Here is a 14063-nt window from a genome sequence, read left to right on the forward strand (position 1 = left end):
GTGGGGAGGGAGGGGCTGCACGGGCGGGGGGCCGGCGGGGGCCCCTCCCGTGAACTCAGCGACAGCAGTCCGGATCCACCGCCCCTTCCCTCTTCATTCCGTCACAAAGAGCCGGCGGGGGAGGGGGTGTCGTGCGGGGGGCTGGCGGGGTAGGGCCCCGCGAATCCGAGCGCCGGCCCGCATCGCAGCGTCTCCCTCGTAGCCCACGTCTCTCCGTTCCCATGGCAACAGCCACCACAAGGCGCGAGTTCGCGGGAGGGGCCCCCGCCGGCCCCCCGCACGACACCCCCTCCCTCGCCGGCTCCGTTGCTGTTCGGATCACCCTTTGCCGAAGCGATCGCCGATGCTGGGCGGGCAGTTGGTCGCCCGGAAGAAGCTCGTCGGGAACGGATGGTTCCCGCGGGTCGGCCGGATCTCCATGGTCACGGTGACCGGCGGCGCCGTCATCTGCCACGTCACCGTGAAGAGCTCGTCGTTGTCTTTCTGGGCGGTCGTGGTCCCGGCCTCGAAGAGCCGGAAGATCCCCCACGGCCCTTCGCGCACGAGCTCTTCGTCGAGCCCGCCCGCGCCGCGCACCTGGATCCTCGCGCCCTTCGCTCCGTCGCCGGGCCAGTTGAAGGTGTGCCAGAACTCCTTCTCGTTGCGATAGAGCCTCTTCTGGCCGTCGACCTCGAAGATCACCTCGCTCACGATGGGGCTGACCGTCTTCATGTTGATGTGGAAGACGACCTTGGGCTCCGCGCCGCCGCTGCTGCCGAACAGCGCGTCGGTGATCTCGTTCGAGCGCCTCAGGCAGTTGTAGAGGTTCGCGCTGAACGGCGTGAACGGCTTCGCCGCCTGCGGCTGCCCCGACAGGTGCGACTTCGGGAAGTACTCGTGCCCGACCTGGTAGTGGAAGCCCTTGAGGTACGTCTCGTAGAAGCCCCAGAGCACCCCTTCCTTCGGCTTGAAGAACGCCATCGCGTCCTCGAGCGAGGCGTCGCGCGACGAGGCGAGGTTGAACGGGTAGCGGTCCTTGATCTTGTCGCGGTAGTGCGGCCAGACCTCGACCTCCCAGATCCCGCTCGCCGCGCCGCCGGCGCGCCGCACGACCGCCTTGTACGCCTGCCGGAGGGGGTTCATGAGCAGCGGCTCCATCAGGCGCTGCCCGGTCTGGTCCATCGAGAGGAGCAGCCCCTGGGCCTCCTTCACCGCGTCCTGGAACGCCTCCGTGGCCCTCGAGGTGTCCGCGTCCGGCGGCCCGTCCTCGACGACGCTCATCTCGCCCGCGAGCCGCTCGAGGTGGCCCACGTACTGGTTGAGCTTGGGCGGCGGCGGCGGCGGCTGCCCCTCGACCGCCGGCCCCGACACCCCGAAGCTGGCCATCGACTCGAACTTGTCGGGCACCGGGTCGTAGTGCTCGCGCCGGTTGCTGCCCGGGATCAGCTGGTCGATCCGCGCGCCCGTCCGCCGGTCGACCTTCTGCACGATCATGTCCTTCGCCTTGTCGATCAGCCCGCCGTCCGCGGTCAGCACGCTCGGCTTCTCGTCCTTCGCGAACTGCGTCTCGTCCGAGAGCCGCTGGAGCAGCCGCCTGTAGGGCCAGTCGGGCGTGGAGAGGACCCTGAACTCGTGGATCGCGTCCCGGTTCGTCTTCGGGACGTCGACCTGGATGTCGCGGAAGAACGCCTCCCACTGCGCGATGAACGCGTTGTCGTAGTCCTGCCGGACGCGATCGAGCTCCTTCTGGATCTGATCGCCCGTACGCTTCTCGTCGTTCGACAGCGGGAGCACCCAGAGCTCGCGCTCGAGCTCCTTCCTCCCCTCCTTGAGCGACTCGATCACCTGCGCGTGCCCCTTGGCCGTGTAGGGCCCCTGCACCTCGAACCACGTCCCGGTCCGGTTCTTCTGCGCGCTGTGGATGACGGTCAGCACCTCGGGCCGGTCCGCGAACATTTCGTTGAGGGACACCGGCGGGTACTTCAGGTTCTCCGGCGTGTTCGGCCCCGACTCGTCGTACTTCTCGTCGATCAGCTTCGTGACGAACTGGTCGTAGTAGCGCTTCGTCGGATCGACCCGCAGGAGGTCGGCGCGCGCCCTGTCGATCAGCGTCGTGTTCAGCTCCTCGGCCTCGAGCTTCGTGCGCCGCACGAGGTCGATGTAATAGGCGACGTGCGGCGTGAGCCGCTCCTTGAGGTCGCTCTCGGGCAGGTCGGTCCAGGGCTTCAGGACGTCGGCCCAGACCTGGACCAGCCGCGCGGTCTGCCACCGCGCCACCTGGTCATCCATGTACCCCTGGTGCTCTTTGCCGAGCAGGAGGTAGCTGCGCAGGGCGTTGTAGCCCTCGAGGAACTCCCCGTCGCGCACCCGCTCGAGCTTCGCCTCGAGCTGCGCCTTCGCCGGGCCGACGAACCCCTGCTTCAAGCTCTTGATGTACTGCGCCAGCGTCGGGGGAAAGAGCTTGTCCCCCTGGAACATGAACCAGCCGTGGTCGATCGGCGTGTTCTCGACGTAGCGATCGAGCTGCCCCACGTGCCCCTGCAGCTTGTCGAGCTTGTCGATGTTCGCGGGCACGTTCGGCGGGGTGCCGCTCCTCCCCGACCAGTCCACGAACGCGATCTCGTCCGAAATGCGCCGCGTCTCGGCGACGAGCGCCTTGTTGTTGAAGTACGAGATCACCGCCGGCAGCAGGAACAGGATCGCCACGATCGCCGCCGCCGCCGCCACGAGGATCCGCTGGAGCCGCCGCCGCCGGAGCTCGGCCTCGGTGCGCGCCGCGAGGTCCTGATCGGGGAAGACGACGTTCGTGAAGACGTCGTGCAGGAAGAAGCTCTTCGACTCCTTCGGGATCGCGGCGTCCTCCTCGCCCTCGCCGAGCCCCGCGCGCAGCCCGAACGCCCGCCCCATCGCCCCGACCACGCGGTCGAGCGGGCGCCCCTCCTGGACGCCGCTCGTGAAGTAGAACCCGCGCAGGATCGGCGCCGGCGCCGCGCCGGCCCCGGGCGCGAACGCCGACGCGATGAAGTCCGAGAGGTTGCGCTTCACCGCCGCGAACTCGAGCGGGAACTGGTAGCTCTTCTCCTTCACGTCGCGGTTGCGCTCGCCGATGAGCCGCTTCGTCAGCCGCGCGTGGAGCTTCTCGACCAGGATGTCGAACTCGCGGTCGAAGATCTTGCCGGGCTCGTCCTTGTTCTCGTCGAGCCGGATCGTGGCGCCCCAGGGCTGGCCGCGCTCGCTCTTCTTCAGGTCGCCGAAGTACTCGGTGAACCCCGCCACGAGGTCGCTCTTCGTGAAGAGCACGTAGACCGGCAGCACCATGTGCAGCGTCTGCTGCATCTCGTCGATGCGCGCGCGGACCTTCTTGGCCGTCTGGTCGATCTGGTCGTCGCTCGCGTCGAGCAGCTCGCTCAGGCTCACCGCGACGATGATGCCGTTCAGCGGCTTGTGCTCGCGGTACTGGAGCAGCAGCTCGAGGAACGCCATCCACTCGTCGTGGTCGTCGCTCTCGGTCGTGTACCGGCCGGCGGTGTCGAGGAGGATCGCCTCGTTCGTGAACCACCACTCGCAGTTCCGGGTGCCGCCGACGCCGCGCACGCCCGTGCGCTCGGGATCGATGTACGGGAAGACGAGCCCCGAGTGCCGGAGCGCGGTCGTCTTGCCGGCGCCGGGCGGGCCGACCATCACGTACCAGGGCAGGACGTAGAGCGCGTCAGCGCCGCGCTTGCCCCCGCCGAGCTTCGAGGCCTTGAGCGCGGCGATGCCCTCCTGCATCTGCCGGTTGAGCTCCTGGATCTCCGCGCGCCGCTCCGGCTTCGCGTTGATCACCTGCTCCTGCGCCTGCTGCGCGATCGCCTTCTCGAGCGCCCGCGCGGCGCGCGCCGCGCGGATGCGCCGGTAGACCGCGAGCCCGACGAGCAGCGCCACGATGGCCGCCGTCGCGGCGAGCGGGATCTCGATCGGGAACGCCTCGGTCCCCTCCCCTGCCCCGGGTCGCAGCATGAACCACACTCCCCACACGGCGGTGAGGAACAGGGCGCTCAGGATCCACAGCCACATCGGAAGTCTCCCTCGGGAACAGCAGAGGACGGGCGAAGCCGCCTAGGTACCTGTGCTGATGAGCTTCTTGATCTGGTCGGCGACGTCCTCCGCGTCCGAGGCCACGACGAGCCGGAGCACGATGACCACGAGGACCGCGAGCACGAGCAAGCCGAGCGCGATCGCCAGATAGGGCAGCTCGCGGCGCACCGCGCCGGCGCCGCCGTCCTTGCGCTCCGCGTTCGGCGCGAGGACTTCCCCGCCTCCTTCGCTGACCGCGACGTAGTTGCCCACCCCCTCGACGACAGCGCCGAGGCCCTCCTGCTGGCGCAGACGATATTTCCCCTGGAAGCCGAGGGCCAAGCACAGGAAGTAGATTTGCGCGACGTGGTTTCTGCCGCGCTGGCCGTAGAGGTTGTCGAGGTTCGTGAAGAACCCGTCGCCGGCCGTGTTGAGCTGGAAGAACTGGAACTGCAGCGGGTTCTGGAGCCACTGCGTCCTGCCCGGCCAGTTCGAGTTGAAGATCACCTCGTCGGCGAAGGCCGCGAGCGCGAACTTCGCGTCGATCATGTCCTGCTCGGGGATGCGGGCCTCTCGCCCGTTCTGCATCATCGTGTCGAACAGGCCGAGGACACGCCGCTGGAGGATGTCCGGCGCCGGCAGATCGCGCGAGTTCCTGAGCTGCAGGATCAGCGAGAGCACGTCGGAGCAAACAAAATACATCGTCTGCGAGAGGCTCATGGGCTCCTCACCCGGGAGGGATGGCCGGGCACGATCACTTCCCTGCCGGGACCGCGATCAACCGGAGGTCGACCTTCTGCGGTTCGATGGGCTGATAGATGGCGATCGTGCCAGAGCCGAGGATGTCGTTCCAGTAATCGCCGGCTTGGTCGACGCGCAGGTAAACGAGCCCCGGCTTGACCGGGATGGCGCCCGGCGGCCGGTACTCGATCGCGACGCGCACGCCGGGCGTCGCGGAGTGCAGGATGTGCCCGATCTGGGTCCACGATCCGATCTTGAGCAGGCGAGGGAGCCGCTCGCGCAGCGTGCCCTCGTCCGCCCCCTTCGCTTCGAGGAACATCTCGTGGCTGCGCGGCAGCTTCGGGTCCTCGAACCTGCCGAGGTACATGCCGTCCTCGCGCTTCTCCAGCGGCACGATGACGAACTGATCCGTGATGAGCCCGCTGATGAGCGTGACGGCTCGGTCGAACATCGGATCGAAGACGCCCTCGAGATCGAGGTAGTTGAACTTGGGGATCGTCGTCGGATCGCTGTCCGCCGCCGAGAAGGTGCAGAGCTCGCCGATGAGCGAGCCGAGGACGATGTAACCCTGCTCCGGGTGCGCGGCGCCGTGGTCGACGAGGTGCGACACGATCGGGATGTACGAGTTCAGCGTGTGGAGCAGCCAGAACTTCGTGATGTCCGACGCCTGGAAGTCGACCGAGGCCGCGGTGCGCATGCGCCGCCCCTCGACGAGCGACTTCTGCTTGCCGACGAGCGCCGAGAGCACCCGCCGCAGGCCGGACATGATGTGGTCCGACGTGTTGATGCGGAGGACCGACGGGATGAAGCTCTTCCGGAGGACGATCGCGCCAGCGCGGTCGCGGACGAGCTGCGCGATCCGCACCGTCTGGTAGGCGTCGCGCGGCTCGGTGCCGAAGATGAGCCGCAGGTTGGCGCGGGCCCAGGTGACCGACGTGTCGTTGCGCCCGGAGTTCACGTCGGGGACCGTCGTCTGCGACGCCACGAACCGCTGAGCCGGCCCTGCCTTCGCCGGATCCAGGCTGATGTTCGCGGCGGTCTCGCGCAGGTTCGGGATCCCGAGGAAGACGTCGAGCGACTCCAGCGCAGCCGGAAAGACGCCCTCCAGCGGCCGCGCCTCGACCTGGTCCTCGCCGCGGTCGCCGATGAAGAACGGCGTCCCGTCGGGGAAGACGCCGTGACATTTGACCACCTTGAACTGCCCGGCCGAGAGCGCGCGCTCATCGAACTGCGCGGACGTGATGCCCCAGTCGTAGCCCACGACGGCGTGGAGGCGCGCGTGGACCAGCGTCTCGTGGTACAGGTCCGACTGCTGAAGATGCTGAGGGGTCATGAAGAGCCCCTCGGTCCAGACAGGCTTACGCGGGTGGATCATGTCGCCCGTCCAGTCTTATCAGATGTGCCGTGCGCCGCGGCGCGAAAGCTGGCCGCGCGCGGGGCGCCGCGACGCCGCGGCGCGCGCGTGGATCGAGCGTCGCCGCGACGACCGCACCGAGGACGACCGGGGCGCTCCATGCCTCTACTTCCCCGTCGAGGCGGGCGCCTCCGGCGCGGCCACCTTCTTCGGCAGGCTGAGCCGGCGCACGGCGCTCGCGTTGGGGAACATCGACTCGTCGAACTCGACCCCGTTGTCGATCTTGGTCGAGTCGATGAAGAACGCGACCCGCGGGTCTGCCACCGGCGGCCCCGCGTCGGACTCGCGCCCGCCGCACTGCGCCTCTCCGGGCGGGAGGGGGAACTCGTAGAACGTCTTCCAGCTATTGCCCTTCGGGCTGTGGAACAGGGCGGCGCCGACGAGGTGGCTCGCGTCCGGCAGGCGCTCGAACTTCACCTCGACGAGGTCGTTCGGGAAGACCTCGACCTCGTCGACCTTGGCCAGGTCATCCTCGAGCGTCTCCTTGTCGCGGAGCAGGATCTGATCGTACGTCGCGTTCTCCATGCGCGCGCTGCTCTTGAGCTGGTAGAGCCGCACGACGACGGGCCGCGGGTTGCCGTTCTCGTTGGGGTTGATGTTGTCGGACGCGTAGATCGAGAGCGTCACGATCTGGACGTCGCACGGCTCTGGCGCCGCGGGTGGCGGCGCGGCGGACGTGCAGCCCGCGATGGCGACGGGCGCGGCGGCGCCCAGGAAGGCGGCGAAGGTCGCGGCCGCGACCTTCGCCAGGGTCGCCCCGCGGGGGAGCGACGCCGGCGCCCGTCGGGGCCCTGGCCGGCGGGCCGCACCCTCCCCTTCCGGTTCCGGTTCCGGCGAGGGCGAGCGCAGCTCCCCGATCCACATCGAACGCTGTCGGAGCTTGGCGAACGCGACCATGCTCCACCCAATTTATGCGGAGTCCCGCGGCCCGTACAACTTTCGGTGCGCAGGGGGCGTCGATCAGTCCGAGAACGCGATCGTGAAGTTCTTCTCGGCGTCGACCCCGATCTGGAGCCGCTTCGGGAGCGACCCCTCCGCCATCTTCTCGAGGACGGCGACCGAGAGCTGCGGCAGGAGCGACGCCCGGAGGATGTGATCGATGTTGCGCGCGCCCGTGTCGACCTCGGTGCAGCGCGCCGCGATCGTATCGACGAGCGCGTCCGAGTACGACGCCTCGATCCGCTGGCTCTTGCGCAGGCGGTCGACGAGCGCGTCGAGCTTGAGCCGCGTGATCTCGCCGAGCGCGTCCGGCGAGATCGGCAGGTACGGCACCGTGGTCATGCGGGCGAGCAGCGCCGGCTTGAAGTGCGCCGAGAGCGTAGGCTTGATCGCCTCGACGATCTCCTTGATGAACTCCCCGTCCGCGTCGAGCCGCCGCGCCGGGTCCTCCTCGCGCGCCGCGATCGTCATGTTCGTGATCTTGTCGGTCGCGAGGTTGCTCGTGAGGATGATGACCGTGTTCTTGAAGTCGACGAGCCGCCCCTCGCCGTCGCTCAGCATGCCCTTGTCGAACACCTGGTAGAACAGGTTCATCACGTCGGGGTCGGCCTTCTCGACCTCGTCGAGGAGCACGACCGTGTAGGGCCGCTGGCGCACGGCCTCGGTGAGCATGCCGCCCTCGCCGTAGCCGACGTAGCCGGGGGGCGAGCCGATGAGCCGGGAGACCGTGTGCTTCTCCTGGAACTCGGACATGTTGATGACCGTCATCATCCGCTCGCCGCCGAACATGAGGTCGGCGATCCCGAGCGCGGTCTCCGTCTTGCCGACGCCGCTCGGCCCGACGAGCAGGAACACGCCCTGCGGCGTGCTCAGCGGCTTCAGGCCCGCGCGCGCGCTCCGCAGCTCCTTGGAGATGCTCACGATGCCGTGCGTCTGCCCCTTGATCCGCCGGGTCAGCCGATCCTCCATCTCGAGGAGCGCCTTCACGTCGTCCTGGACCATCTTGCCGACGGGGATGCCCGTCCATGCCGCGACGACGCTCGCGACCATCGCCTCGTCGACGTCCGGCCGGACCAGCGGCACCTCGCCCTGGCTCTGCTTGAGCTCGTCGAGGGCCTTGACCACCTCGCGGCGCGCGGCGTCGCGCTCCTCGTTCGTCTTGGCCTCGTCCATCTTCTTGCGGGCGTCGATGACCCGCTGCGTGCCCGCCGTCTCCTTCGCGTACGCGGCGCGCACCGTCTCGAGCTCGGTCTTCGCCTTCGCGAGCCTGTCCTTCAGCGCGCCGACCCGCTCCTGATCGATGTGCACGCCCCTGTCGCGATCCCGCTCGAGCGCGCTGAGCTCGGTCTCGGTGTTCACGATGAGGATCTCCGCGTCCTCGACCGCGGCCGGGCGTTGCTGCAGCGCGACCTTCACGCGGGCCGCGCAGGTGTCGAGCAGGTCGACCGCCTTGTCCGGGAGCTGCCTGCCGGTGAGGTAGCGCGCCGACAGCCGCACGGCCGCGGTCACCGCCTCGTCCTGGATGATGACGTTGTGGGCCTGCTCGAACTTCGGCCGCAGCCCGCGGAGCATGACGACGGCCGCCGGCTCGCTCGGCTCGTCGACCTTGACCGGCTGGAAGCGCCGCTCGAGCGCCGCGTCCTTCTCGATGTACTTCTTGTACTCGCTCCACGTCGTCGCCGCGATCGTCCGGAGCTCGCCGCGGGCGAGCGCCGGCTTGAGCAGGTTGGCCGCGTCGCCGCCGCCCTGCTGCCCGCCCGCGCCGATCAGCGTGTGCGCCTCGTCGATGAAGAGGATGATCGGCTTCGGCGACCCCTTCACCTCGGCGATCACCTGCTTCATCCGGTTCTCGAACTCGCCCTTCACGCCGGCGCCCGCCTGGAGGAGCCCCATGTCGAGCCCGAGGATGTCGACCCCTTGGAGGAGCGGCGGCACCTTCGGGTTCTCCGGCGTGCTCTCGACGATGAGCAGCGCGAGCCCCTCGACGAGCGCCGTCTTCCCGACGCCCGCGTCGCCGACGATGATCGGGTTGTTCTTGCGCCGGCGCGCGAGGATGTCGATGACCTGCCGGATCTCCCGCTCGCGGCCGAAGATCGGGTCGATCTGCCCTGCGCGCGCCTTGCCCGTGTAGTCGACGCAGAACTTCGCAAGCGCCGAGTCGGGTCCGGCGCTCGCCATCCCTGCCGGTAGTTTCCCCGCCCCGGGCGCGCCCGCGGACGCCGCGGCGGCCTCGGCCTCCTCCTTCGAGCCGGAGACGATCTTGGGGAGGTTGTTCTTGAGATCGTCTTTCGAGATGCCCTCGAGGTAAGCGCCGATGCTGCTCACTGAGTAGCGGGTCGGCTGCTGGACGAGGCGCTGGAAGAGCACGCCGCTCCGCACCCGCTGGTAGCCGTACTCCATGGATCCGACCAGATAGGCGTCCTGCATCCACTCGAGCATCGTCGGCGAGAGCACTGGCCTCCCGGCGTTGCCCTTCCTCAGCTCTTCCAGGCTGCGCTGGAGCGCCGCGCGGAGGTGCGACGGGTCGAGATCATAGTGGGATACGAGAAACGCGATGTCGGAGTTCGCGTCGTCGAGCAGCGCGAGGAGCAGGTGCTCGAGGGTGACCTCGTAGTGGCGCGCGTTGACACACTGGCCAATCGCCGCCTCGAGGGCTGAAGTGCAGTTCTTGGTGAGTCGCTTGACGATGGCCTTGGTGTCGACGAGCTGCATGCGCGGCATGCTAACCGAGGCGCGCCCTCGTCCGAAAGCGCCGTCGTCAGCCTCGCCCTTTGCGCTTCTTCTCCGGGGCCTCCGGGGCGCGGCCCTCGGCCCCGCCGGCCTCGCCGCGTTCGCGCGCGGGCGGCTTGGCCCCGCCGCGGGTCACCTCGCTGCGCGGCGCGGCGTCGTCTGGGCGCTTGTCGTCCTTCGCCTGCGCGGCGTGCGCCTCGCCGGCGGACGCGCGGTCCACCATGTCGGGCCGTATCCGCAGCTTCAGCAGGGCCCCGACGCGGAGCTTCTGGTCCGGATCAATGCCGTTATCGCGCGCGACGTCCTCGACGTCTATGACGAACTGCCGCGCCACGCCGATCAGCGTGTCGCCGGGCCCGACGCGGTAGAGCATCACCTCGCGCTTCGCCTGCCCACGCGCGGGCCTCGACCGCAGCGGGGCGCGGCCCGCCTCGTCTTCATCGGTCGGACCGCCCGCGCCGTCGTCGAGCGACGCCGTGGCCACGGGATCGCGCATCGAGCGCCGCTTGCGGCCCGCGGCGCGATCGTCGTCGGCCGTATCCAGCGGGTCGGCCGTCCGCTTCCGCGGCTTCGGGAGGAGCGAGAGCAAGCTCTCGTCGTCGCGATACCCCTTGCGAGGCGCGAAGTCGCGTCCGCCGAGCAGGTCGACGGGATCGAGGATCGACGTGTCGTCGGTGGAGAGCAGCTCCGTGGAGAGCATGGCGGGCAGCGCCGCCTGCGCGCGGGCCAGCGTGTCCGACGGGAGCATCACGAGGAAGTCCCCGCGGCCGGGCGGCACGCGGTCTCCCAGGATGTCGGGGTTCAGCTTCCGCAGCGTCGAGGTAGCGACGCCCGCCGCCTTGGCCAGCGTCTTGAGCGGCGTCCCGGGCGGCGCCGCGATCTCGGCGGCGTCGACCGGCCGGCTCACCTCGACCTGCTCGAAGCCGAACCGCTCCAGGTTGTTCGCCACGATCGCCGCCGCCCCGATCTTCGGCACGTAGGCCGCCGTCTCCGACGGGATCGCCTGCTGGCGCGCCAGCTCGTTGAAGTCGGACGTGCCGTACCGATCGATCCGGTCGAGGAGCTGCTCGTAGCCCATGTTGTAGGCCGCGAGCGCGAGGTCCCAGCTCCCGAAGCGCATGTAGAGATCGCGCAGGTGGTGGGCAGCCGCCTGCGTGGCGAGGCGCGGGTTCTTCCGCTGGTCGAGGTGCCGGCTCTGCTGGAGCCCGTAGACGGCCCCGGTGGCGGGCATGAACTGCCACAGCCCGACGGCGCCTGCCGGAGACTTCGCCGTCGGGTCGAAGCCGCTCTCGATCATGGCCACCCAGATGAGATCTTCCGGCAGCCGCCGGTCCCTGAGCTCGGCCTGGATCACCTCCTGGTAGCGCCCGCTGCGCTTCAGCCACGTCTCGAACATGTTCCGCCCGCGGTCGGTGCGCGTGAAGAAGCGGACGTACTTGAGGGTGCGGCGCGACACGGCGAGCCGGAGGTCCGGCAGTTGCAGCCTCGAGAGCGCCTCGGCGCCGGCCGCGTCGAGGTCGTCCACGTCGTCGGCGTAGCTGCCCTCGGCGGAGAACGCGCGCGGCGGCCGCGAGTAGCTCGGCCGCTCCAGCTCGCAGGAGGCGCCCTCCCGCGCGTCGTGCCCCGTCATGTCGCGCAGCCGCGACAGCTCCCGGGACTCGCTCCCCGGCGGCGCCGCCGTCGCGCCGAGCCCGCGCGCCGGCGGCGCGTACGTCGGCGGCGCGTACGTCGGCGGCAAGGCGGCGAGCGCCGCGGCCGTGATGGGCGCCGTGGTCCGCGCTCCGCCCACCTGGTAGGTCGACACCGCCGACTGGACCGACGAGATCGCCGACTGCGGCGCCGCCATCCCGACCCCGTAGCCAAACGCCAGGGCCGAGACCATGGGAGGGATCTTATCGACGAGGCTCATGTGTGGTTTAAGGTCGCACCATGTAGGCAAATAGGTCAACAAACCCACCGCGCGCGGGGGCGCCGGCTGCCGCGGGTAGGCGGTCGGGGGTCGCGTCGGGGGACCGCGTGGCGCGGAGCGACGTCAGGCACTCCCGTGCGGAGGAGCGGGTCTGCTAGTCTGCACGCATGCCGGCGGCGCTCTCGGCCCGCGTGTCCGACACCCAGGCCAACCAAAGCTTCGACGCTTCGTTCGAGCGCTTCCCTGTCCGGATCGGCAGGAACCAGCTGAACGATCTTCACATCGACCGGCCGTACATCTCCCAGTTTCATGCGGCGGTGGACGTGGACGTCCGCGATCGCCGGATCCTCGTCCGCGACCTCGGCTCCACGAACGGGACGATGTTCGCGGGGCACCGGCTGGCGCGCGACACGTCGGTCGACGTGAGCAGCCAGCCGGAGATCACGATCGGCCCGATCCAGATCCGGCTCGCGATCATCGAGGCGCCGCTGAAGGCCGAGAGCCCGAACGACGGCACGCTGCTCGGCACGAGCGGCGAGCACCTCTCCGCGCTGCTCACGCCGCAGAAGCGCGCCGCGCCCGGCGGCGAGGACCCGTACCTGCGTCAGGTGGTCCCGTACCTGGAGGCGTACCGAACCGCGTGGGCCGCGGTCTACCGGATGATCTGGGATCACCTCGCGCGGCTCCCGCCCGACGCGCGCCAGAGCTACCTGCGCCGGCTGGGCGAAGAGCACCCGAGCGTCCTCGCGGAGCGCGATTTCCAGAAGATCTCGCAGTACTACGGCGTCGACTACCGCACGCTCGGCGAGCTGGCCCCGGCGAACGCCGCGTTCGCGGCGCTCTCGGAGCTGGCGAGCGCCCTCTCGCCCGGCACGAAGCCCCCGGACGACGTCGCGGGCATCGTCAACTTCGCGCGGCGGCTCCGCGACACGATGGAGGTCTTCCTGAAGTGCTTCGTGAGCTTGCGGGACGGCTACCAGACGTTCGAGGCCGAGGTGCTCGCGCGCGATCGTTCCGCGGAGACCGACAAGGTCGCGACCGTGAAGGACGCGAAGGCGCTCGGCACGGTGCTGCTCACGCCCGAGGGGGGCGCGGACGCCGCGCGCCAGCTGCAGGAGATCTTCGCCGACGTGATGAGCCACCAGATGGCGCTCCTGAGCGGCGTGATGGGGGGTGTCCGGTCGTTGCTCGTGAAGCTCGCGCCGAAGACGCTCGAGGAGAAGCTCGAGCGCGAGGGCAAGAAAGGCGGGCTGTTCTCGAACAAGTACGAGGAGCTCTGGCGGCTGTACGAGCGCCGCCACGGCGACTACTCGGGCGAGGACAAGGAGACGTTTCGGGAAATATTTGGCGAGCAGTTCTACCGGGCGTACGCTGCGACCGCCGCAGAGGACTACGTGTCATCCGGCGAGTCGGGAGGCCGGAGCATCGTCCGCTTCCCCGTCTCTGGGAATCCGAACAAACGGTAGCGCCCCTCAACGGCGGGGCTTCATGCGGCGAGCCGCGCCTTGGGCTCGCCGATCTTCGCCGGTGGCGCAGCCGAACGCGAGGCGCCGTTCATGCGAATCAGGGAGAAAGTCGTAGCAGCAGGTTGTCTGGCCGTCGCCGCGTGCCTCCTCGCCCCCGGCGAGGCGGCTGCGCAGACGACGGTACGCCGCGATGAGAGCTGGGCCACGGTCTCGGATGTGAGCCTCGTGCTGGGGACATCGGTCGTCTTCCTGATGCCGCGCGTCTACTACAGCGATCCGGAGGCCACGGTCGGCTGGAAGGGGCGCTGGCATTTCTCGGTTCTGGCGCCTGCCATGACCATGACGGCGCTGACGCTGCTCGTGGACCTGCCGATCAAGGGCGCGATCGAATCGCCGCGCCGGGGTTGTGGGATTGACCAGACGAAGACGGCCGTGTCCGACTCGAACTGCGAGTCCTTCGGCGGCCCTTCCACGCACGCATTCGCCTCGTGGGGCGCGACGGGCGCTGGCACGGGCATCTTCCTGGTCGACACGTTCCGTTACTCCTCTGGCCGCTTCAACGCCGGTGGCTTCATCGGCAATGTGGCTTTCCCTCTCACCGCCTCGGTGGTCACCTCGATCGCCCGCAGCGTCGCCCCCGAGGGCACGCGACCGCACGAGCACGCCGGTCAGATCGCGATCGGCGGCGTCACCGGCTTCCTCAGCGGTCTGGCCGTCGGCACGGCCTACGCGATGTTCCAGCGCCCGAACTGCGGTTACGGCAACGCCCTGTTCTGCTGGTAGCCGCCTCGCCTCGCCTCGCCGGCGAGGCTGTGACCTCGCTGGCGAC

General features: G+C 69.4%; 8 protein-coding genes. 2 read left to right on the forward strand and 6 right to left on the reverse strand.

From position 1 onward, the window contains the following. Positions 1–318 precede the first annotated feature (318 nt). From tssM to WMF42_RS25705, 6 genes are all read right to left on the reverse strand, one after another. Positions 319–4035, reverse strand: a complete 3717-nt coding sequence (gene tssM / locus WMF42_RS25680; RefSeq protein ID WP_061606845.1) for a type VI secretion system membrane subunit TssM — start codon at positions 4033–4035, stop codon at positions 319–321. A 42-nt stretch (positions 4036–4077) separates the two neighbouring features. Next, positions 4078–4755 carry a DotU family type IV/VI secretion system protein gene (locus tag WMF42_RS25685; RefSeq protein ID WP_061606844.1) on the reverse strand — a complete coding sequence of 226 codons (678 nt, stop codon included), beginning with the start codon at positions 4753–4755 and terminating at the stop codon, positions 4078–4080. Positions 4756–4789: 34 nt separating this feature from the next. After that, positions 4790–6151 carry a type VI secretion system baseplate subunit TssK gene (gene tssK, locus WMF42_RS25690; protein ID WP_061606843.1) on the reverse strand — a complete coding sequence of 454 codons (1362 nt, stop codon included), beginning with the start codon at positions 6149–6151 and terminating at the stop codon, positions 4790–4792. Positions 6152–6295: 144 nt separating this feature from the next. Then, a complete protein-coding gene (gene tssJ / locus WMF42_RS25695) occupies positions 6296–7087 on the reverse strand; it encodes a type VI secretion system lipoprotein TssJ (RefSeq protein WP_061606842.1) in 792 nt (263 codons plus the stop codon). Positions 7088–7150: 63 nt separating this feature from the next. Then, a complete protein-coding gene (gene tssH / locus WMF42_RS25700) occupies positions 7151–9850 on the reverse strand; it encodes a type VI secretion system ATPase TssH (protein ID WP_155798175.1) in 2700 nt (899 codons plus the stop codon). 37 nt (positions 9851–9887) lie between these two features. Then, positions 9888–11768 carry a lytic transglycosylase domain-containing protein gene (locus WMF42_RS25705; protein WP_061606840.1) on the reverse strand — a complete coding sequence of 627 codons (1881 nt, stop codon included), beginning with the start codon at positions 11766–11768 and terminating at the stop codon, positions 9888–9890. Between the two features lie 167 nt (positions 11769–11935). Between WMF42_RS25705 and WMF42_RS25710 the strand changes: the two genes are divergently transcribed. Together WMF42_RS25710 and WMF42_RS25715 are read left to right on the forward strand one after the other, a co-directional pair. Continuing rightward, on the forward strand, positions 11936–13234 hold the full coding sequence (locus WMF42_RS25710; RefSeq protein ID WP_061606839.1) for a type VI secretion system-associated FHA domain protein: 1299 nt from the start codon (positions 11936–11938) through the stop codon (positions 13232–13234). A 39-nt stretch (positions 13235–13273) separates the two neighbouring features. Beyond that, the gene (locus tag WMF42_RS25715) at positions 13274–14017 is read left to right on the forward strand and encodes a hypothetical protein (protein ID WP_233561230.1); all 744 of its coding nucleotides are present in this window, start codon (positions 13274–13276) and stop codon (positions 14015–14017) included. The last annotated feature ends 46 nt before the right edge of the window (positions 14018–14063 follow it).

The sequence above is a fragment of the Sorangium sp. So ce176 genome, from assembly GCF_051519835.1.
GTDB lineage: Bacteria > Myxococcota_A > Polyangia > Polyangiales > Polyangiaceae > Sorangium > Sorangium cellulosum_G.